This window comes from Segatella copri (assembly GCF_002224675.1).
Classification (GTDB): domain Bacteria; phylum Bacteroidota; class Bacteroidia; order Bacteroidales; family Bacteroidaceae; genus Prevotella; species Prevotella copri_U.
In genome coordinates, this window is sequence record NZ_NMPZ01000004.1 from 20,979 (window position 1) to 44,838 (window position 23,860).

The following is a 23,860-nucleotide window of genomic DNA, read 5'->3' on the forward strand; positions in this document are numbered from 1 at the left end:
AGAATCCTCATCATTCCATACCATGACGGATTCACCATAAGTTACTAACGTGGTCACATAGCGGTGTGTGGTATTGATATTGTGCTGGGTTTGAAAAATAGCGATTGATTCATTCTCTATTTTCTGTACACGACTACGCTCGTGCAGAACAATAGCGACCATGCTGCCAATGATCGCCATTAAAAGAAAGTATCCTATAAATATTTTATGCTGCAAAAGTATTTTCATTGGCTTGATATTTTACAATCCAAATATTGCTTTCGTACAATATCTACATGCGGCAGAATCACGAAAAATATCCGAGATGAATAACACTAATAATAATTTCAAATTTTTCTATTTATTGCAGTTACATTCCTCCTCCCAACACATGATAAAGTTTGATTACACTTTGTATGCGTTCAAAACGAGTTTGTAGCTGTTGCACTTCCGCTTCGAGAAGAGACTGTTGGGCGGTCAACACTTCCAGATAGGTGGCATTGGAATGACGCATAAGCGATTCTGTCTTTCGCACAGCATCGCATAATGTTTCAACCTGTCGAGCATTGATTTCAATTTGCGATTTTGCCGTCTGCCATGCAGTCAGAGCATCGTTCACTTCTTTTCCAGCGTTCAGCAATGATTGCCGGAACAACAGTTTGGCTTCTTCCTGACGGCTTTTGGCTATCTTCAAGTTGGCGATGTTTGTGCCCCGGTTGAATAAGGGCTGTGTCAGGGAACCGATGGCATTGAGCAACCATTGTCCGGGATTTACGATTACGCCACCGCCGTTATTAGTCCATCCAAGAGTCCCCGAGAGGGTAATATTGGGATAGAAGGCGGCACGAGCCGCATTGGTGGCGTAGAACGCCTGCGCCAGTTCCATTTCAGCCTGACGCACGTCGGGACGGTTGGAAAGCAGTTGCAAAGGGACTCCAATCGAGACAGTATCGGGGAAAGCAGCCTCGGCCAGATTACTTCGTCCAATCGAGTGTGACGGCATGGCAAGTATCGCAGACAGGGCATTTTCTGTTTCGGAAATACTCTTGCGTATGGATAACAGGGATGCTTCGAGTCGCATCACGTTCGCCTTTGCCTGCAATACGCCAGCCTCGTTTGATTTCCCCACTTTTTTCAACGCTTCAAGAGTGCGTACGGTAGTCCGCCAGTTCTCCAAAGTCCGGTTACTTATTGTCATTTGTGCGTCAAGCATGGCAAGGGTGTAGTAACTGTCTGCAATAGTGGCGACAAGCTGTGTCTGTACGGCCTGCCGGTAGGCACGGCTTCCTTGTAATGCGGCGGCTGCGCCACGCTTTGCCGCCGTAAGTTTGCCGAAGATGTCCAGTTCCCAGCTTGCCGACGCTCCCACATTATATGTCTTTGCCGTTGCTCCGTCATGTTTATTGGCATTACCTTCGGCAGTCAGTCCCAGTGATGGAAGATATGATAGTCTGGCAGTCATCAGGACGGCTTCTGCCGCTTCCACGCGTAACCGTGCCACATTGAGGTCTGCGTTCCGTTCAAGTCCGGTTTCAATCAAGGACTGGAGTTTCGGGTCGGTAAACATTTCCCGCCACGACAGGGACGCGATGGTCATTGTATCAATGTCCGCCGGCATGTCCCGATACAGATTCTCCGTTGAGAGGTCAGGGCGATGATACCGGCTGTATGTGCCACAGCCGGCAAGCATCCATCCCGACAATATGATATATATTACTGTCTTCTTCATTTAATTATGCTTAACACGTTCTTGGATATATTGGAATACAATAAACAATGACGGCACAAGGAACAACAGAGCCAAAGTACCTACAATCATTCCACCGATTACACCTGTGGCAAGCGAACGGCTGCCGTTGGCACCCACTCCGTGCGCCATCATCAGCGGGACAAGACCGAACACCATGGACAACACAGTCATCAATATGGGGCGCAGGCGGACTTTTGCCGCACTGTATGCCGCCTGTGCCAGCGTCATGCCTTCCGACCGCCGTTTGCCGGCGTATTCGGTAAGCAGGATCGCTGTCTTGGCAAGCAGGCCTATAATCATGATAAGTCCGGTCTGCATGTAGATGTTGTTCTCCAGACCGAAGAGCCACGCAAACAGGAAACTGCCCATCAGTCCGCAAGGCACCGACAACAGAACCGCGAAGGGTATGAACACGCTCTCATACAAGGCGCACAGAATCAGATAGACCAGAACCATGCAGAGCAGGAATATAAGCGTGGCATTGTTGGTCGTCTTGCTTTCCTCACGCGAAATGCCGCCAAACTCGTATGTGTAATTTGACGGAAGCACTTCACGTGCCGTCTCGCCGATGGCTTCGAGCACCTGCCCCGAACTGTAGCCCTGAGCCGGAGACCCGCTAATCGAGATGGCGTTGAACAGGTTGAAACGGGTGAGGTCTGACGGGCCGTTGGTCTTGGTCAGGCGCACGAACCGGCTCAAAGGCGACATGCCGCCATCGGTGGCACGCACATACATGTGGTGCAGGGATTCCGCATTCACACGATATTCCGCCGGAGCCTGCATGGTCACATGGTAGAGCTTGGAGAACCGGTTGAAGTCGGAAACATATTGTCCGGTATAATAGCCCGACAATGTGGAAAGCACATCTGCGGGCGACACACCCGACTGTTCGCATTTGGCGGCATCGATATCCACCCAGTATTGCGGATAATCCGTGGCAAAGGAGGAATAGACTTCGCCGATTTCGGGTCGCTGCGACAAGGCTTCGACAAACTTGTCTGCCTCTTCCTTGAAGGCGGCGATGTTTCCGCCCGCCTTGTCCTGCAAATAAAGCTCGAAACCGTTTCCCATGCCGTACCCGGCAATCATCGGAGGCGACATGGCGAACACCGTGGCATCGGGAATATCCGAAGTGGCGGCATAAATCTTTCCGATGACATCATTGACCGACTGCCCCTCTCCCTTACGCTGCTCCCAGTCTTTGAGTGTCAAGAAATACATCGCCTGCGAGGGACCGGAACTGCTGAAAGAGAAACCGGCGACCGCACCGCTGTATTCAATCTCGCCGATGCTGTCGAGACGGCTGTTGATACGCTCCATCACCTTACTTGTCTGAGCCATGGATGTGCCGGGCTTCGTGTTCATGCTCACCATGACCGTCCCGGTGTCCTCTTCGGGAATAAGTCCCGTCTTTGTGACATTGACCAGCAGCACCAGCAACCCGAAAGAAATGCCTATGATGCTCCACAACAGCCATCGGCGATGGATAATGAACATCACTCCACGTACATAGCGTCGGCTCAGACGGTCGAAGACGGCATTGAACGCTTTACGGAAACGGGCTGCAAAATTGTTCTTGGTGTTGCCCTGCTCATCGATATAGGGTTTCAGCAGCAGCGCGCAAAGTGCCGGTGAGAGTGTGAAGGCATTGACTGCCGAGATTCCCACGGCAACAGCCATCGTGATACCGAACTGCGTGTAGAACGCTCCCGAAGTCCCGCCCATCATGGCAACGGGGAAAAACACTGCCATAAAGATGATGGTAGAGGTCAGGATAGCCGACGAAACGCCTTTCATGGCATCATCAGCCGCGAGAACCGCAGACTGATAGCCCTCGTCGAACTTCGCCTGCACCGCTTCCACCACCACAATGGCATCATCGACCACAGTTCCGATGGCAAGCACAAGCGCGAACAGGGTGAGCAGGTTGACGGAGAAGCCGATCATGGACATCACGGCGAACGTACCGATAATGGAGACGAAAATGGATATCGTAGGAATAAGCGTGGACTTAATATCTTGCAAAAATACATATACCACCACGATAACCAGAAGTATCGCTTCAATAAGTGTCCGGATAACAGAATTGATGGAAGCATACAGGAACTTGTTGGTATCGGTAAGCACCACGAATTCCGTCCCTTCGGGCAAGTCCCGGCTGAGGTCGTCAAGCACTTCGTGAATCTCCTTGATGGTGCTTGAAGCATTGGACCCGGCTTTCTGGTTGATGAGCATCATGGCTGCCGGATGCCCGTTCACTTCGGAGGAATGTTTGTAGTATTCATCGCCCAGTTCCACATCGGCAACCTCCTTCAGCCGAAGCACATTGCCGCCCGGCAGTGACTTGATGACCAACTCACCGAACTCTTCCGCGCCGGACAAGCGTCCGCGGTATTTCATCGTGTATTCATTGGCGGTAGGATGATTGGCACCGAAGGAGCCGGTGGCGGCCTCGATGTTCTGTCGTGCGAGTACGGTGGATATGTCATCGGGGATAAGCCCGTATTGCGCCATCTTGTCGGGACGCAGCCAAAGTCGCATGCTGTAGTTGGAACCGAACATCTGTGCCTTTCCCACGCCGCTGATACGTTTCAGCCTCGGCTCGACATTGATTTTCACGTAATTGTTCAGGAAGGTCTGGTCGAAGCGGTCATCGGGCGAATAGAGCGCGAAAGTCATCAGTTCGGCATTCTGCTGCTTTTCAGTGGTGACACCGGTCTTGGTGGCTTCCGCCGGAAGCTGGCTCAGCGCGCCGTTCACGCGGTTCTGCACGTTTACCGCCGCCATGTCCGCGTTGGTTCCCTGCTTGAAATAGATGTCGATGGAAGCATCGCCCGTATTCGATGCCGTGGAAGTCATATAGGTCATGTCTTCCACGCCGTTGATGGCTTCTTCCAGAGGGGTTATCACTGCCTTCTGCACAGTTTCAGCGTTTGCTCCAGGATAAGTTGCGGATACGTTGATGGTCGGAGGTGCGATGTCGGGGTATTGTTCCACCGGCAAGGAAAACATGGAAATCATGCCCAACAGTACAATCACCACCGAGATAACGCCCGAAAACACCGGGCGGTCTATAAAAAATCGCAGGTTCATTTCGTTTCGTTTTTAGGGGTTATGCTCATGCCTTCTCTCACCAGTCCCACGCCTTCGGCGACAATGGTGTCACCGACCGAAAGACCTTCTTTTACGATAAACCGGTTGCCGTCGTTCAGGCGGTCCACCGTGAGATAGGCGGCTTCCGCCTGTCCGTTTTTCAGACGGTAAGCGATAATCTTGTCCTGCAGTTCCACGGTGGCGGTCATGGGAATGGTTACGGCCTCCGTTTTCGGGTTTTGAAGGATGACATTGCCGATGCTGCCACTCAACAGTTCGCGGTCGGGATTGGGGAACAGGGCTTTGATTTGTACCGTTCCGGTAACAGGATCCACCACGCCGCTTACGGTTTCAATACGTCCTTTCGCCTTGTACAGGCTGCCGTCGTTGAGTTGCAGGCCCACTTCCGGCATCCCGGCTATCATGCTGTCAATCGAGCCATAGCGAGCCAAATATCGCCGTAGCATATTCTCCGAAATGGAGAAATAGGCATACATCTCCGCATTGTCGGACACGACCGTGAAAGGCTGTGCCATATTGGGACCGACAAGCGCACCGATGCGATAGGGCAATGTGCCTACTACTCCGTTGCTCGGGCTTTTGATTTCCGTATAGGAGAGATTGTTGCGTGCATCCGATTCTTGTGCCTTTGCCTGTTCGAGTTCAGCACACGCCACTGCCAGTTGGTTCCGGGCGAGAGAAAGCTCGTAGTCGGATATGACCTTCTCGTCAAACAATGCCTGCTTGCCCCGCAGCTCGATTCTTGCCGTTTCCACTTTTGCCTGTGCCGCGCTGACATTGGCCTGCGCCGTGCGTAATGCCGCCCGATAGGGCACTTGGTCAATTACAGCCAATACTTGACCGGTCTTCACCCGTTCACCCTCTTTCACTTTCAGACGGATAATGCGCCCGGATATTTGCGGCAGGATGTCCACATCCTGCCGTCCGCGTATGGCGGCGGAATAGGACTCGGAGATTTCCACCGGACTTGCCGCGACCTTTATGACCCGATAACTCTGCACCGCATCCTGCTTGCCGTCCGCCTGCCTGCATCCGGTCGGCAGGAACAGCATGAGAGCAAATGCGGCGAAATTCGTGATAATGAATTGCTTGTTCATATTTTCTTCTTGTTTTGTATTAATTCATGACATTGATTTTTGGAACATGAATAAAAGTTTATCTTTTTCGTTCATGCGGATATTATCAGAATAATCGCCTTTTGTTATTTGATACCCGCATGGCTTGACCATAAAAACGCCTAAGCCCTTAGTGTATGAACTTACTTCTGAGGCGTAGTCTTTACTTGTATTTAATGGAACTTTCCCTTTAATATGACACCACTCATTATTGCAACTGATGTCTTCAATCTCAGACATCATTTTTTGCAAATCTGTAATAGCTTTGGAACTTGCCGCTTGGGGTATCTGCAACTCAAAACAGAGCATCGGTTCGAGAATGTCCACACCTGACTGTTGCAAGGCCAGCCTGAAGACATAAGGGGTCAGCTGTCTGAAATCAGCAGGTGTACTTACCGGGCTATAATACTCGGCTTGAGTAAAAGTTACTTTCAGATCAGTCACTTCCCATCCATGTAAACCAGATTGGCAAGACATACGAATCCCTTCAAAAACGGCATTTTGAAAAGAATGGTTCAGATAACCATAGGAGATGTCACTTTCGATTTGCAACCCTGCCCCTAACGGTAAGGGTTCAAGAGTCAGCCCTATTGTGGCCCAGTAAGGGTTGGGTGGTACTTCGATCTGAATAATCTTATTGACCTTTTTTATAGGTCGTTCTTTGTAGATAGTCTTGATCTCATCAAAATGGACCTTTACGGAAAATCGTTCTTCCAGCAATGTCTGTATGATTTCCTTTTGGGTCAAACCATATAACGAGATTTCCAATTCATCACTATATGAGTTTATGGAAAAGGACAAAGACGGGTCTTCAATCCACAATGTATTCAGAGCGGATATCACCTTGCTTCTCTCTTCGGGCTTATTTGGCCGGACGGAGGATTTGAGAGCGGGATGCTGATGAGATAATCCTTGAATCAAACAAGGTTTAGCACCTAAATAATCTCCGATTCGAAAATCTTCTATATCTTCTACAATCGCGATATCATTGGCACCCACTTCATCAACATTTATCTCTCTGCCCTGATAAATAGTCTTTAGATTTTTAATCTTGATGAATTTTTCCGAATCGTTGATTCTTACAACGTCTCGAAGTCTCAGACTTCCGTCAATTATTTTAAGAAAACTTCTTTTATGCCCTTTGGGGTCATGCTCTATCTTATAGAGATAAGCTGAAAGTCTGTTTGAGACTGATGCCGGAGGAAGTATAAAAGAAGAAATGGCGTCCAACAACTCATTGATACCGATATTGAACATTGCTGATCCATGTAGCACCGGATAGACTTTGGCTTTTGCCACAAGAGCGATTATCGTATTCCAATAATCAGCCGGTGAAATTTCGCTATCCGCCAAATATCGTTCTAATATATCGTCGTCATGGTTGCATACAAATTCTTTGTATTCTTCCTTTATATATGTTTGGGAGCAAACCGGATAAACCGATCCATCGACAACAGTTTGCATAAACAGGACATCTTGCGACAGATTTGTTTTTATATCCATATACAAACGCTCCAAATTCACACCGGCACGGTCAATCTTATTGATAAATATAATTGTCGGGATTTGCAGCTTTTGTAAAGTACTGAACAGCAACTTTGTCTGCGCTTGTATGCCTTCCTTTGCGGATAAGATGAGGACTGCTCCATCAAGCATTTTGAATGTCCGCTCCACTTCCGCAATAAAATCCATGTGTCCCGGAGTGTCAATGATATTGCATTTCACTCCATTCCAGATAATAGATGTCGTAGAAGCCCGGACAGTAATTCCTCTACGTTTCTCTATATCCATAGAGTCTGTTATGGTGTCACCATTATCCACACGGCCGCACTTTTCCGTTGCTCCACTGGCAAACAGCAGATTCTCGGTTACGGAAGTTTTTCCTGCATCAATGTGAGCAAGAATTCCTAAATTTATAATATTCATTTGGATTAAGCAATAATATTGTCCAAAGAAATCTTCCCATAAGGTCAACTGACTATTATCGTAGTCATTCTGAGGACGTTTGGGTTTAACAAATAGCTCACCTAAAGGTTTCCTTTCAAAGAGGACTTTACCAATGGCGGCCGATAATATATAAAGATTTTGATCAATACGATATACCTTCTTAGCAATGACAAGCAGCAGATAATCGCATATGGCATATCTCGTCATGAATGCAGAACAAATTCTCGCTGAGATTTCTTTCCGCTTTTTGACACTCTTCCTTACAAGAGTCAACAATCTCCATTGGGTCTTTACCACCAGATTCAAGAATCTCAACCCAAAGGGAAAGTTCATTCTTCAATCTGTTTCTCGCATCCTCGTATGCACTATCGTTCAAGAAAACATTCTTGATGGCTTTTCTACGAGAATCCATATTCTCAACACCTTTGATAAGTCCCTTCAACAACTGGAAGCCTCCAAATTTATCCAATCCAGACAGGCTTTTCTGAAGGAGTTCCGCAGGATTTGCTACAGTTTGTCTTTCCTGTAGTTCCATTCCGGCGGACGAAGATGCCAAATTCTGTTCTTCTACTGCCATAATAATAATCAATTTTAGTTGTTAATCTGCGTCCTCAAGCTCTGCAAGGAGAGACTTTAACGCATTCTTCAAATCTTCATGCGCAGCATCATTTTTCAATGCGTTACGCAATGTCTTGTTCTTCTCCAACTGACGAATTACAGAATTGTATGCGTCAATCTTTGACTTTTTTCCACTAAGCAACTCACTCTGAGCAATAAGCTGCTCATCCTCGAAGTCTTTCATCTGCTTAAACTGGAAATCTTCATATACAGCACCACCTTCTTCCGTAGAGAGGGTTACGCCCTCTTTTGATGGTTGGAAATGTTCGAAAACTTCCTTCATGCTTTTTGCTTTGAAGCCTTCTCGGTCTTCATCGGTGTTGGGAGCAGCGTCAGTAAACTGGTCTACATAGAGTGTCCTATTTTGTGGAAACTCAATGACACCATCCTGAGCATTTTCCTCAACAACTTTGGAAATAACGGTTTTTCTTGCCATTGTTCTTCTATTTATTATTGTGTTACTTACTTCTTGTTGTTTTTTGGGGGTAATGTCTGTATTCAACAGACTTTTCAGCCATCTGAAAAATCTCATGATAAATTATTGTAATTAATCAGGAGTTTCTATGTCCCATGCTATTTCTTTAGTCTCTTCATTGTATTTCATGGTAACACGATCACCGCTATTGATGTCACCAGAAATAATAAGCTTCGACAAAGGACGGCGAATCTCTTTTCGGATTATGCCAAGAATAGGACGAGCACCGTAATGGGCATTGAAACCTACTTTTGTTACATATTTACGAGCAGACTCATCAATCGTCAAAGAGATATTCTGCTCTCTTAGCATCTTGAGCAGATTTTGTATGTGAATATCAAAAATTCTGTCTATCATCTCTGGCGTAATAGGTGAGAATGGGACAATTTCTGTAAGTCTTGCCAAGAATTCTGGTCTGAATTGACCTTGCATGACTTCCAACATCTGGTCATGTGTCGGAACATGACCTTCACCAAAAGACTTGAAAATATAATCACTGCCAATGTTAGAGGTGAATATAATCAAGGCATTGGAGAAATCACCAACACGCCCAAGACGGTCGTGCAACTTTCCTTCATCTAGTATCTGAAGGAATAAATCAAATACAGACCTAAGTGCCTTTTCTATTTCATCGAACAATACTACAGAATATGGATGCTGTCTGATTTGATTGACCAAAAGTCCACCTTCTTCATAACCGACGTATCCTGGAGGGGCTCCATAAAGGAGTGCGACAGAATGCTCCTCTTTATATTCCGACATGTCAAATCTTAGTATTGAGGTATCATCATTGAAAAGGAACTCTGCCAAAGACTTCGCCAATTCAGTTTTACCTGTTCCTGTAGGACCAAGGAAGAAGAAAGACCCAATTGGTTGTCCTTTTTTATTTAGACCTGAACGTGACTCGAATACGGCATCCAAGATACTCTTAATAGCATGATTTTGACCTACAACTCTTTTATGAAGAATATCTTCCGCACTTGAAAGTCTTTGACGTTCTTCTGATTGAATATTTCCCATTGGAATACCAGTCATCTTCGCAACAACATTTCTAATCTCATCCTTTTTTAAAATAATAGTGTTAGACTCGTCATTTGTTGTCTGCTCCATTTCTTTCTCAATTTTCACAGAAGCCATCGAACGATCCAAAAGGTCTATTGCAGATGCTGGCAAATTACGCTCTGGCATGTATCGTTTTGCCAAACGAACAATCTCTGGAATTACATCGCCATCAAGAGTTATATTGTGATACTGTTCATATATAGTTTTTTTGCTATCCAATATGCCAATAGCCTCCTCTTCCGTAGGTGCTTCTAAGGATATTTTCTCAAAATAAGCTGTCAGTTCTCTATCTTTTTCAAGATTCTTTGTATATCCGTCTATTGATGAAGTACAAATAAACTGTATGGTATTATTGGATAGAATCTTTTTTATAGATGGCAATATCGCATTAAGAGGTGAGGATGTTTCTCCTAAACGGTAAAAATTTTCTATAACAAGAACTGGCTGTGAAATATCCGACAACTCATCTATAACAGACTTAAACCTGTCTTCCATCTCACCTTTGTAGCTTACGCCTTGACTTAAAGCGATTAAATCAAGTTCGTATGGCTGTATGGTACTTATTGATGCAGGAAGTTCACCTTTGGTTAGATTATCGGTCAATTTACGTATTAACGAGGTTTTGCCAACTCCCGTATCTCCAACAATAAGAGCATTTGCCCTGTCCTTCCGAGCCAAAATTTCCACCAATGAACGTAAATCATTTTCCATGTCAATGATTTCAACATCATTTGTTGCATCAAATAAGGAATTGTAATATACATTTTGAGATTTTCTGTCATTAGCTGATGGACGAATCTCTTTAGAAGAGTTAACGGTATTCTTTACATTCTTGCTTATAAAAGATAAAACCTTTTCTCTTGAAAGTGGCATTGTCTTTAATTGTTCTGAAGAAAAACCTACACCAGGACTGACCAATGCGGTCAAAAGAAATTCTAATTTATGCGTCTCCGTTCCATATTGCTCTTCCAAAGATATAGCTTCTTTTATCACATTTTGACTATCTCGTGAAAATTCAGCTTTTTTCATAGGATAAGGGGACTTGTCGCATTGCTGAATATGAATATCGCACCAATCAATTAAATAGTAGTAATCCTCATTAAGACTATCCTCTATGTAATTAACCAAACCTGCACTTTTGTGTAAAAGTGCTCTGAATATATGTACTGGCTCTATTTGCGGTGATTTATTGTCCACTGCAAAAGCTTGAGATATATGGATTAAATCAACTTGAAGTCCATTAAAATATTCTGCAATTTTTTTGTTCATCATTTCTGCGTTGAATATGAATAATCATTCTACAATTTCCAAAAATGCACTTGGCACATAAGCTGTACAAACAGTTACCAATTCATCCACCACAACACCAACTCTCTGTTGCCCTTGCCATCTTGCGACCCTCCCAATAACTCCTTTGAATGCGCCATCAATAACTCTCACCAATTGTCCTTTTTTCAAACTTTGGTACTTCATCTAATGTCACGATAGTATTGTCCACATCGGCAGCACAGATAATTTTAAGACTATCCATCTGATAGTTGGGAACTATCATTGGTGTCTTTTCTATCTTGCGACCAATATGAATGTGCCGATAATAAAAACGAAGGAATGGGAGATTTACGTTGTCGTAAACAAAAGTTTTGATTTCTTCTTCTGTACCGTATGCAAAGAAAATGTTCGGCAAACGTGATACGGTAACAACTTTGCGCTTACCTTTTATAAGTTTTACAACACTGGTAGTTGGATAGAAAGCCGTAATGCCTTTGGCTGTCATATAGTCGTATGCCTTTTTTTCTCTACCATAAGTGGTGCGTAAGGCATACCAATGGGGAACATCTATCTCTTTTTGAGCCTTTGACTTACTTGCTATATGTGCATTTCTGGTGGACACCCCTGTTTGTGAACTCTCTGCGGAAATAGTGCTTTGAGCTTCGGGGAGGGCGTTGGAGGTAAGTCCAGCGCAAGGAGGGAGTTCACCGCCTCCTGGGGTGTGTACATCTGTTGATGTCCATTCATCGACTTTCATATCGGTGCTAACTTTTTTCTAGACAGAAATCCGTTAAATTCCGACATAAAAAAAGCGTGAGATCGTCCTGTTGTCCATCCCACACATCGAGGCTCTTGCATTGCCTATTATAGTTGAACAGACAACGTCAGAGCCCACGCCGATATGAATATATAAACTCCATGAAGAAACAGATGTACACATCAACATTGCACCCAATAAGATACAATATGAGTATACACAGTACTCCACGGATAGATATAATCACACCCGGGACATCTACCGTTGGCTATGTTCATGACTATAATATCGGAAGTTTGCAAGATTTCGATGTGTCAAGAACAAAGCGTCGATAAACGCCTTCAATATGTCTGGACTGTCATCCCACCCAATGCCCGCTTTTGTATAGATATGTCAGATAAGTGACTTCACTACACTCAGCACGGCGTAGGCTGCCGACTCAGTTATCTTGAAAGAACACGTCTAACAGTGACAACTGCGGTCAAGCAAATACAGTCCGATTGCAAAAGTACGAAAATTAATTGAGAAAACAGCAACAACAATTGAAAAAGTCTATCTTTTGCAGCAAATTTAAGATAATTTAAATCTATTTGCTTGAATATCTCTGAAATTATATATAATAATTACATCATAATAGGTGGCAAACATATTATATATATGTCTGTCACCTATTATAATATTTTAAAGACCTACTCGAAACATCCTGTTTTGAGCAACAGTTGATTCTGTATGGTCGTTTTTGGGTTTATGTTGTTCCTCTATTTCATGAGACTTTTCTGCTTTATCTATCTCTGGAGTAGATGGAGCAAGTTCAAGCTGTATTTTCCTGTCCAACGCCGCCAACTCAGCTTTTAGACCTTTCAGTTCTTCCTCTTTCTTCCAAGTCTTGCCAGCTATCTCTTCCAGTTGCGGTATTTCCTTTTCCAAAGCCTTGCATCTTGAATCATACTGCTCAATGTAGCTTGGTATCTTCTGTAAGGCATTCACAAAGTTGTTTGCCGCTGCTATCGGGTCCGACTTGGCAATGTGACCGTAGTTGTACTGGTACTTGTAATTGCCCTCGACAAAAAAGCGGTTGTCAACAAATGGAAGACCATTCTCGAAACTTGTCTCGCTGACAATCTTGACAGGGAATCCGTAGATTTCTCCAATCCGCTTGTATTGTCCGCCAGTTGTCTCTTTCTCCGCCAACATTTGCAGATGCTTTCCTATAACCTCTAAGTTCGTGGACTCCACACCATCAAGAGTGATGAGGTTGAGGATGTTGCCGTCCTTGTCTTTCTTGGCTTTGCCCATAAACTTGCCGTAGTCCTCGGTCATTCCCTTGAGAGAGGCTTTGTTGTTGCCCAGCTCTGCCGTCTTTGACTGCAATTTTGTTTCTGAGTCACGCTTGCCCTTGTTAAACGATTTGCGCTCACCCTCCAGAGAAGCAACCTTCTTCTCCAACTTCGCCTTGTCAAGCAAGTCGGTATTTCCGGAGAGAATAGCCATATACTCGGAAAAATTCATACCCGATTTCTCGTCCATTGCTCCCTCGTCAATAGTTCTCGCCCCCAAGGCTCCGCTTTTCAACTGCGAGATAAAAGTCTGCTTGCAGTGCAGGAGGTTAAACTTGTACGAGTCAAGCGACTTTTCCACCGCATAGATGATAATGTCCACCTTATTGTCAGCGTATAACTTAGCTATCTCGTTGCCAGCACGAACTCCACGACCATTGCGTTGTTCAAGATCTGATGGACGATCGGGTAGGTCAAGGGCATTGCTGCCCTCTTCCCCCCTAAGAACCGTACATGAGAGTTTCCCCTCATACGGCTCAAGCTTTTCTAAGCCTCTGTTTGTATGCAGAGACCGGCTCAAACTACTTCTTGTTTCCATTTGATTTGCGGGATAATTTAAAACATTCATCATGAACCAACAGATTGCATTTCTTTCCGTTTTGAACGGTTGGCATGACATTCCATGCCTTGTGCGTATCAATAGGCTCACCGCATATAGGACATTTGCGTCCTTGCTTTTCCCATAGGTACAGCAGTGACTTGCGTCCTTTTAGCGTAACAAGCATTTTCGACTTCTTTCTTTTATAGAAGTACAGACGACAGTCTGCATCAAACGGGTTCATGTCTCCTTTAATCTGCGTGTATTGCAGGAATGGAAACGATGAAGTCAGAGACAATAATGTCAATTGGTCTTCCTTTCCGTTTGGTTTCTTGAATTTTGAAGCGAAAGTCCATTTGTTCCCTCGAATGTCATGCCAATATCGGTCTTTTATCCACCGTTTCCCTTTCTTGGAATGACGGCGTTTTGCCCATTGCCATAGTGAGAGGAATATCTGATGGTCGATTCTGTGAAATGAATCACGTGTCGCTCCATGCTGATAATAACCTCCCCATCCTCGGATTTTAGAGTTCAACATTCTGATTAACGACTCCTGTCTGCAACCCTTGTTCTCCTTAATTACCTTACGGATATTCTCCATAAAGCGTTTCTCGGATTTCTTTGTCGGCTTGGTCAATATGTCCTTGCCGTATTTGCGGATATTAAAGCCAAGAAAATCAAAACCGTCATGCACGTTGGTTATCACCGTCTTTTCCTCTGATAAGGTCAGACCTCTTTCAGACATAAATTCAGCAACCAATGGCTTGATTTCATTTTCAAGAGTTTCCTTGTTCTCGCAAGTGATGATAAAATCATCCGCATAACGTACAAGGTTCACCATTGGTGAATACAACTTACCATTAACATGATGGCGCTTATATCTATCTGCAAGAGCTTTCTGCAATCCGTCCAAAGTCATATTGGCAAGTGTCGGAGAAATTATACCACCTTGCGGTGTTCCTTCCTCGGTCGGGAACATTTGCTTGTTGAAAACATAGCCACATTTCAACCATTTTCGGAGTATTGCCTTATCCATTGGGATATTGGCAAGTAACCACTCATGGCTGATATGGTCAAAACACCCTTTTATGTCACCCTCCAAAATCCATTCGGGAGAATATCCCTTTCGGAGAATGTTATGACATTGCTGTATTGCATCCATACAGCAGCGTTCCTTGCGGAAACCGTATGAACGAGTATCAGCTGTAGTTTCTGATACAGGCTCCAATGCCATAAGATAGAGTGCTTGCATGGCTCTGTCTTTCATTGTCGGTATTCCCAACGGTCGCAGTTTGCCGTTGCTCTTCTTGATATGAACTCTTCTCAGCGGCATTGGCTGGTAGCCTCTGCGTTTGAGTTGGGTTATTGCTTGCATTTTAGCTTTAGGGGTATCCCATATTTCTTTGTCAACCCCAGGAGTACAACCACCCCCGTTAGAAGTAACCCTCTTTACGGCTAAGGCTTTTGCGTAAAAAGAGTGGGTAAGCGTCCATTGCAAGGCTTTCACCTTGTTATGTCTGCCTTCCTTCTGAGCCTTTACAATACGAGCTTGAAGCTTCTTAACAGCTTGCTCCGCCTTAGTCCAGTCTATTCTGTCCCAATTTGATTGCAGGTTGTCAGTCGGCGCACACGATTGGTCGAGGAGATTTTCTTTGATTTTATCGTTCATTTGCATTCCTACTTTAAAAAGTTCTAAAAGTTTATTGTAAAGAATTACCATTTGGCTAATGTTGGGTATTTGCCTCCCAAACATTACCACAGAAGTCTGCCCACTTTCGTGGTAGGTTGATGTTGTCCCTTGTCAACTCGTGATAAGTGGCTCAAACCCTATCCGTCCCATTACAGAACGGCATTCGCTTTCTCTGTTATCTTATACCTGCACATCATTCAGCATCCATTACTTTCAGCTTACCTGTCTTTTGTCTGACAGGAGATGTACAGGCTTACCATGTTCCACATAGATAACTAACGGATAGGTTAGGTTCTGTCTCATCCTCCGACGGTCTTTACATCCGTGTAATCCTACCATGGAGAGGATTATCTGACCGCATCCCATTTTGGGTAGAGTGTATCAGTATCTTGCACTCTTTTACGACATTACGAAGTTTACTAACAGTTCGCTTACGCTAACCATACTATCCAGCCTCGCCACTCTACGGTATGATACTAACCATACTTGACTTCCCCTCACGGTTCTGTCTTGTCTTGTGAAAGTGTACTTTGTCCCGACCGCTTAATACAACATTAAGGTGCATCGGTCGGTAGGCTACCGCTGACGGAACAGCGGGTTAAAACTGATACTTAAAGTATCATTCCAACAATTATCTATGCGACTTCATGTCGCACCCAGGGTGTGTCGCAATGATGAATCGCCACACACCGTTTTTGTGCGTTTACACCTGTACCCAACATGGATGTGGAGCCGAACAATACTCGTACCGATCCCTCGTTCATAGCTGCTATCACCGCCTTTCTTGCCCTCTCGTTCTTGCATTCCTGAATGAAACGGATTTCAGACGACGGTATGCCGTAATCCTCTATCAGCTTGCGCTTGATTTCAGAATACACGTTCCATTCGCCCGGTCGGTATGTTCCCAAGTCTGAGAATACGAACTGCGTCCCCTTGTGATTGTCATAGCGTTTGTAATAGTCCGCTATCATCTTGGCACAATGGCTCGCCTTGTTGTCGGGATGGTCCTCACAAGTCGGGTCTATCATGCGCATGTCGAGTGCCATCTTTCGGGCATAGTCTGTGGCTATGAGCATCTTCGCCTTTTCCTCTATTTCCGACAATGGCAGTCTGCCGAGGATGGTGGCATCACCCGTCTTGGCAAACTCCATCAGCTTTTGGATGAAGTCCTCCTGCTCGGGTGTCGGTGGTATGTTATGAAGGATCTCGTTCTTCTCCGGTCTGTCCACGCCAACCGCCTCCGCCGTGCGATAGTCGGTTATCTCGTTGTAGAAAGCAGCAAGCTCCGGTACCTTGATGAAGTATCGGAAACGCTCCTTCTGCACGATGTTGTTGGTAACGTTAAACTCGAAGTCGGTAGTTTTCTTGGCGAAAATTGCCGCCCACGCATCGAAACAGCGGATGTCCTGACGCTCCAGTTCCTTGGGGCGCAGGTACTTGAAGAGCAGATACAACTCAGTCAGTGAGTTACTGATGGTTGTTCCCGACAGGAATGTCGCTCCAAGATCTCTGCCTGTCCGCTCCTGTATGGTACGGATAGCAAAGAGCATGTTGAGCGCCTTCTGGCTTCCCTCGCTGTTGCCGAGTCCTGCCACACGGTCGTGACGGGTATTGAACATAAGGTTCTTGAACTGGTGGCTCTCGTCCACAAACAAGTGGTCGATGCCCATCATGCGGAAATCCACTACATCATCGGTGCGCTGCTCGATGCTGTAGGCTATCTTCTGCAACTTCACCTCCAGATTCTGCTTCCGCTTTTCCAAGCCTTTGAGCATTCCCCTCGACACGTCTTTGCCCTGCGTACGTATCACCTCCAAGTTTTCCTCCACGGTATCAAGCTCCGCCTGCAGTATCTGCCGTTGGAGTTCTGGCGATTGCGGTATCTTCCCGAACTGGTCATGCGACATGATTACACAGTCATAGTCGTTGTTCTTGATGTTGTTGAAGAAACTGACACGGTTCTTGGTGGAAAAGTCCTTCTCCGAGGCATAGAGTATCCTCGCATGGGGATAAGCTGTCTGATAGGTGGCGGCTATCTCCGCCACATTGGCTTTTAGTCCGATAATCATCGGCTTGTGAGCCATACCGAGGCGTTTCATCTCATGCGCAGCCATGCACATGATGAGGGTTTTGCCAGTACCGACCTCGTGATCACATATCCCGCCGCCGTTCTGCAAAAGCATCCATACACAGTCCTTCTGACTTGGGTACACACTCTTGACACCATACTTTCCGCCAAGGGCTTTCAGATCCAGACCGGGGAAGGTCTGGTGAGAACCGTCATACTTCGGACGCACAAAGCAGTTGAACTTCCGGTTGTACATTGTGGTCAAGCGTTCCTTAAAGGAGTCAGACTGCTCCTCCAGCCATTCAGTGAACCCGTTGCGGATTTCGTCAATCTTGGCATTGGCAAGCTGTATGCCCTCGCTGTCACGCACCTTGATGTCGTTGCCGTGTTCATCCTCACCGATGCTCTTCATCATGTCGGGACAGGTGTTGTGCAGGGCATGTTTCAGAAGACTCATGCCGTCATAGTGGCGGTAATATCCCTTCACCATATACTCATCCGTGATGGCCATGGTCTTCATACTGCATTTTGCCGAATATTCGTCCATGCTGTCGGAATAGACGATGCTGACCTGTGTATTGAAGAGGTGGCTCATGTAAGCGGAATACACACCTGTAGGTATCCAACGTTCACCGAAGTTGAAGTCCAGGTCCTCAAAGGCTATCGGTTCGGGAATGCTTGCCTTCAAGGCTTCCAACGACTCCCTCACGATTGCATGGTCGGGATTTTCCTTCAGCCATTCTTCTATACGCTCCGCTTTCTCTATGACATTACCAGCAATGAAGCGGTCGGCTATCTCGTAGCCGTCTATGAGCGGATTGTAATAGATGCGCCCTTTAAGCGCTTCCGTCAGTTCCGGTTCCGGCATATCCGATAATTCTGTCATATACGGCAAGTCGATACGGCCGAACTTGTTGAGCGAGGCGGTGAGCGCTTCCTCTGGAGAATCCACATGACTGACCTCGTCAAGCGAAAAAGAGACCGGGTGGTCGAAGATGTCTGATTTTGTGAACTGTCCGTTTTCCACCCGTTCCAACGACAGCATGTCGCGCCCTGAGGCATCCATAAGGATTAACTTCACGTTCTGCTTGGCATTGAGGTTGCCGAAGCGGATGAAGAAAGCATCATAATAGACATTCAGACTCTCACGCATCTGCTTGTTTTCCGTCTGTTCTTCCGCTTCATAGGTGTAAAGTTTCTGATAGGCATCACGGAGGGCGATATACAGGACAGCCTTTTCTTTCTGCTCCATATTCAGATCCAACGGCATGAAGGTAGCACCATACTTGGTAAGGTCTTTCAATACACCGATGTTTCTGGCAGAGTCGAGCACCATAGAACCCTCACGATGAAAACTTTCCAGTTTCTCATCAAATGGACGGGGCTTCATAGCATCCTCTTTCTTCCTTGCCTGCTCTTCCCGCATTCTTTCTTGCCCTTTTTGTTGTTCCCGCTCATGATTTGTTTCTTTCAATGTGCTCTGAGTCTTGGAATCTTCTTTTGGCTCATTCCCTTTCGACTGTCCATGCCCGATTTGAACTTTGAGAACTTCTATCGGTTCCATCGGCGGCTTGAACTTCGGATCAAGCGTATCTTCAACGCCCAAAGCCTTGAGTTGTTCCTGGCGGTGCAGTTCCGCCTTTTGGCGCAGCAGCACCCTGTCTTCGGGAGCCATGGTCATCATCATCTCGTAAAAGCCGTTGATTGGCGGATTCTCTTCCCAAGAGATGCTTGCGTATGGTTCATCACCAGGCAGGATTGGTTTTGTCTCCTGTGTTGTTTCCTGCTCTTTTGCATCTGTCAACGAAGGCTTTTCTTCTTTTTCCACAGGCTTTGTCACAACTTCAAAAGTCGGATTGACGCTTTTTACCAACGGACTTGCTTTCTTCCTTGACACTTTCTTGGCGGCAGCACCCACTGTTACCTCTGCTTTCTTCTTCGTTGAATGTACAGCCTGACGGTTTTCTTCTTCCATTCCCCAAAGGTCAAACAGAGTCATTTGGACTGGTGGCTGCTGATGATTGGACTTTTGGGATAGCTCAGCATCATCAGTAGGCTTTTCCTGCTTTTGCAAGGATACTACCGTATCGTTCTGCTTTACCTCAATGGAAGGCTTTATCTTCTCTGTTTCTTCTATCTTTTCTGTTTCTTCAACCTCCTTAACTTCCTCAGCCTTGGTTTCCTCTATCCCCAAGTATCGGTTCAAATTGAGGTTCTTCTTAAAGTCTTCATGGAGCATCTTTCGCAAATCCTCTGCAATGCCTTCCACACCATCCTCATGCGTGTATATCATTGCAGGTTTGCCGAACGGGTCAGTATCCAACTTTGCCGTTGTATGGATAATGCGTTCCGGATGCTCAAGAAAGTAGTTGTTTGTCGGAATGCGGTTCTCGTCATTATAGACAGTGTCAAGCAGGTTGTCGTCTCCTCGCAGCGACTCCTTTTGGCTGTTTTTCTGGAGAATGATGAGGTCACTGCCCACTTCCGTATTGGCATTTTCCGTGAACAGGTTGTTGGGAAGACGAATCGCTGACACGAGATCAGCATGATAGAGCATCATAAAACGCGCGGCACTGTTGTTTTTGGCATTCAATACGCCTTGTGAGGTGATGAAGGCAACTAACCCGCCGTCCCTTACCGTATCAAGAGCCTTGACAAAGAAGTAGTTGTGTATGCGTCTGGTGACAAGTGCCCTCATGCCTTTCATGGCTGTATAAGACGGATCAAATACGGCAACATCGCCAAAGGGAATATTTGAAATGGCGAGGTCGAAGTAATCATTGAAAGGCTTTTCTATCTTCTCGAATCCCTCTATGCGCACTTTCTGCTCCGGGTGCAGATGGCGGAGTATCTTTCCCGTAAGCAGGTCTTTTTCAAATGCCATAATGTCTGCCTTGGGATTGTTATCCAAGACGGAATCGACAAAGGCACCGATGCCTGCCGAGGGTTCAAGTACCTTTTCGGGGATAATCTGATGCTCTTTCAACACATCCATCAGAGCCTCCGTAACGGCTGACGGCGTGTAGAATGCCGTAAGGACGGACTGTTTCAGACTGTCCATCAACTGTTTGTACTCGCTTTCATTCTTGCTGTTTTCACGGATAAGTCTATGCAGCTCCACGGTTGGAGCAAACAATTCAAGGTCTGACTTTGCCCAATGGACGGCATCCGCCAGTTCCCTGGCAGGGTTCAGGATGCACTTCAATCCACCGAATCCGCAATAACGCTCCAGAAGGAGACGCTCACGGGCGGTCGGCGTGCGCTGTTCCCTGTCAAGGATGAATGCTGTCTCTATCGCCTTGATGTTGTCGTTCAGACGTTGTTTTCTATTGTACGCCATTTGACTCTATGAAAAGGGCTACGGCTCCCGTCAACTCTGTGTAGAGCTGGTCGTAGTCCGGTGACTGGGCAAAATCGTCATCGGTGAGGTCGTAAATGGAATACACGTTGTCAACCAAAGGCAGGAGGTTCTTGACAAACGCTTCCTGGTCTTCTACTGCTACCTCCAGGGGAAACTCACTGTCAACAACATCATACAGGATGCTGTACTTGGAAAAGCGGAGACCTTTCAGCAATGCTGCCATGGCAAGCTCTTGTGCCGCATCGGCAAAGAGGGCATCACGCCGTGCCTGCTCATATACTTCTGCGGCATGGTCTGCACGTTCGCGGATAAAGTCCGCATCGCTGGCTTGTGGAAAACGGTTCTCTCTGAGGTGGTGCAAGAGGTACAGTCCGTAATAGGACAGCTCTGTCTGTGCCTGTTTCTTTCTGTTCATTTGTCTGTTGAATGGATTAAGTGGTGAATAATAAACCGTGGATGGCGGTTGGTGTTTGTGTGAAAGCAAGAAAAAGGCACTCGGTATCCCTCCGAGTGCCGCCACTTAATCCACAGTAAATAAAAGCATCCTGAATAAAGACACCATTTATGAACCATGTTTCGGTGGCAAAGGTACAAACTATTTCTTGTATCTCTTCACATTTCCTCGCTTTTCTGCTGTTTTGCGCTCTGCAAAGACGAATTTCGTGTTGAAATTCTCGTCAAAGGCAATGGCTGCGGAGAACGATTTGCCTTGCTTGCTGGTGAAACCATTGAGCGTTCTGGTCTTGCCCTTGGTGAGCAAGTCGGTGATGTCGGCATCAGTGAGCAACTTTCCTGCTACCTGCTTGAACACTGGCATACCGCACTCCTTGTTGCTGCATCTTACTACCTTTCCGAAGAACTGCATGGTACCTTGCTTGCATTTAGGACACTGGCAGCCGGAATCCTTGTGGCTGAAAAGTCTGTCACAACCTAACAATTCCGCAGTGATTTCACGGGTATAGCCTTCGATACTATGGGTGAACCCGTCTGCACTTGCTTCACCTCGTTCAATCTTGGCAAGTTCTGCCTCCCATTTGCCCGTCATCTCCACATTGGCAATCGCCATGTTCTTCACCACGGAATGCAGGGCGAGTCCTTTTTCCGTCGGCACAAGTTTCTTCTGCTGGCGCACCATATACTCTCGTTTGAGCAGGGTTTCGATGATGGCGGCACGTGTGGCAGGTGTGCCAATACCGCTGTCCTTCATTGCCTGGCGCATCGTATCATCTTCTATCTCTTTGCCTGCGGTCTCCATTGCTGCAAGCAATGTGGATTCCGTATGCAATGGCTTCGGTTTGGTCTTGCCCTCCGTGATGGTGCAGCCAGAAAAAGTGATATGCTGTCCTTCTTGCCAGTTGGGAATGACTTGATCCTTGACCTCATTGTCTGTTGCATCTGCATCCTTGTCCTGCCTTTTGTTCTTTTCCTTGAGCGACAACGCTCGCCAGCCAGTCTGTCGGATGATGGAGCCACTGATGCCAAACTCAACTTCATGATCCACTTGCGCCGTTACTGATGTGATGTCCTTGATGCAATCTGCCGAGAACGCTTCAATCATCCGGCACAATATCATGTCATAAACGATCTTCTCGTCCTTGAAAAGACCAATGGCTGCATTTTCTGTGATGAGCAGGGCATGGTGGTCGGTCACCTTGGCGGCATTCACGCTGTTCTTGCTGTAGTCCTCACTGCCAGGCAAGAGTTTCACTTTTTCTCCATATTCCGAATGATTCTCCAGATTCTTGAAGAGTTTGGGAAGGGTGGCAAATACATCATCCGAGATATAGCGGCTTGATGTTCTTGGATAGGTGATGAACTTTGCCTCGTAGAGTTTCTGGGCGATGGAGAGTGTATGCTCTGCCGTGAAGCCATGCTGGGAGTTGGCTTCTTTCTGCAAGGTGGTGAGGTCGTAAAGGAGCGGTGCCTTCTCCACCTTTCGCTTGGTTGCGACCTTTGTGATGATGGCAGAACCGGTATCTTTCACCTTATTATATATAACGGTTGCGGTAGCTTTGTCTGTCCAGCGGTTGACTGATGTGAACTTCAGTATATTGCCACTGTCTGCATCAACCACACCGAAGTGTACCTGCCAGAACGGTTTCGACTCGAAACGCTTGTGTTCCCAATAGCGTTCGCACACCATGCCAAGGGTCGGGGTCTGCACACGACCTACGGAATAGGTGCCACGTCCTGCGGCTATCGTCAGGGCTTGTGTGCCGTTGATGCCGACGAGCCAGTCAGCTTCGCTTCTTGCCTTGGCTGCATGATAGAGATTGTCATACTCCTTGCCGTCCCTGAGGTTCAGAAGTCCCTCACGGATGGCGGTGTCCGTAAGCGAACTGATCCAGAGACGGTCGAAAGGTTTCTGGCAACCGAGATACGCATAGAGGTATCGGAAAATCAACTCTCCCTCACGTCCGGCATCGGTTGCTACGATAATGCGCTCACTGCTGTCAAACAGCTTGCCGATAATTTTAATCTGGGCAAGCACACCTGCATCTGCTTTGTAGCCGTTCTCTGTCTTGACTTGTCGGGGAACAAGAATGAACGGGTCGGGAATCACAGGCAGATTCTCTGCATGGAATCCCTTCATGCCGTAGGTTTCCGGCATGGCAGGCTGCACTAAATGTCCGAATGCCCATGTCACAAAATAGCCGTTACCCTGCATATAGCCTTCCTCACGCTTGTCAGCTCCCACAATGTGGGCGATTTCCTTGGCTACGCTTGGTTTCTCTGCGATGATTGTCTTCATTGTCTGTTGTTTTTGTGACATCCGCAAC

11 protein-coding genes and 3 pseudogenes are annotated in these 23,860 nt (G+C 46.4%); all 14 read right to left on the minus strand.

Translation table 11 applies throughout. The annotated features are described in order from the left end of the window. Positions 1-228 (minus strand): annotated as a pseudogene (locus tag CFT61_RS03650) (hypothetical protein); the annotation flags it as partial. Positions 229-349: 121 nt separating this feature from the next. Beyond that, on the minus strand, positions 350-1,708 hold the full coding sequence (locus tag CFT61_RS03655; protein ID WP_089543126.1) for an efflux transporter outer membrane subunit: 1,359 nt from the start codon (positions 1,706-1,708) through the stop codon (positions 350-352). Beyond that, positions 1,709-4,822, minus strand: a complete 3,114-nt coding sequence (locus tag CFT61_RS03660) for an efflux RND transporter permease subunit (RefSeq protein ID WP_089543127.1) — start codon at positions 4,820-4,822, stop codon at positions 1,709-1,711. Beyond that, entirely contained in the window at positions 4,819-5,940 is a 1,122-nt protein-coding gene (locus tag CFT61_RS03665) for an efflux RND transporter periplasmic adaptor subunit (RefSeq protein WP_005816213.1), read from the minus strand. Before CFT61_RS03665 ends, CFT61_RS03660 begins: the two co-directional genes overlap by 4 nt. Positions 5,941-5,964: 24 nt before the next feature. Next, complete coding sequence (gene tet(Q) / locus CFT61_RS03670; RefSeq protein ID WP_089543219.1) at positions 5,965-7,884, minus strand: tetracycline resistance ribosomal protection protein Tet(Q); 1,920 nt, start codon at positions 7,882-7,884, stop codon at positions 5,965-5,967. A 181-nt stretch (positions 7,885-8,065) separates the two neighbouring features. Beyond that, entirely contained in the window at positions 8,066-8,482 is a 417-nt protein-coding gene (locus CFT61_RS03675; RefSeq protein WP_142990541.1) for a hypothetical protein, read from the minus strand. A gap of 21 nt (positions 8,483-8,503) precedes the next feature. After that, positions 8,504-8,959, minus strand: coding sequence for a hypothetical protein (locus tag CFT61_RS03680; protein WP_142990542.1), 456 nt, complete (start codon positions 8,957-8,959; stop codon positions 8,504-8,506). Positions 8,960-9,070: 111 nt separating this feature from the next. Continuing rightward, the gene (locus CFT61_RS03685) at positions 9,071-11,332 is read right to left on the minus strand and encodes an AAA family ATPase (protein ID WP_089543130.1); all 2,262 of its coding nucleotides are present in this window, start codon (positions 11,330-11,332) and stop codon (positions 9,071-9,073) included. Between the two features lie 154 nt (positions 11,333-11,486). Beyond that, positions 11,487-12,086, minus strand: coding sequence for a transcription termination/antitermination NusG family protein (locus CFT61_RS03690; protein WP_254918838.1), 600 nt, complete (start codon positions 12,084-12,086; stop codon positions 11,487-11,489). Between the two features lie 681 nt (positions 12,087-12,767). After that, a pseudogene (locus CFT61_RS03695) lies at positions 12,768-13,841 on the minus strand (hypothetical protein); the annotation flags it as partial. Between the two features lie 103 nt (positions 13,842-13,944). Next, a complete protein-coding gene (gene ltrA, locus CFT61_RS03700) occupies positions 13,945-15,630 on the minus strand; it encodes a group II intron reverse transcriptase/maturase (protein ID WP_049702337.1) in 1,686 nt (561 codons plus the stop codon). 677 nt (positions 15,631-16,307) lie between these two features. Next, positions 16,308-21,059, minus strand: a pseudogene (locus CFT61_RS03705) (DNA methylase); the annotation flags it as partial. Then, entirely contained in the window at positions 21,046-21,495 is a 450-nt protein-coding gene (locus tag CFT61_RS03710) for a DUF1896 domain-containing protein (protein ID WP_089543132.1), read from the minus strand. The gene CFT61_RS03710 and the pseudogene CFT61_RS03705, both read right to left, overlap by 14 nt. Positions 21,496-21,675: 180 nt before the next feature. After that, complete coding sequence (locus tag CFT61_RS03715; protein WP_089543133.1) at positions 21,676-23,832, minus strand: type IA DNA topoisomerase; 2,157 nt, start codon at positions 23,830-23,832, stop codon at positions 21,676-21,678. Positions 23,833-23,860 lie beyond the last annotated feature (28 nt).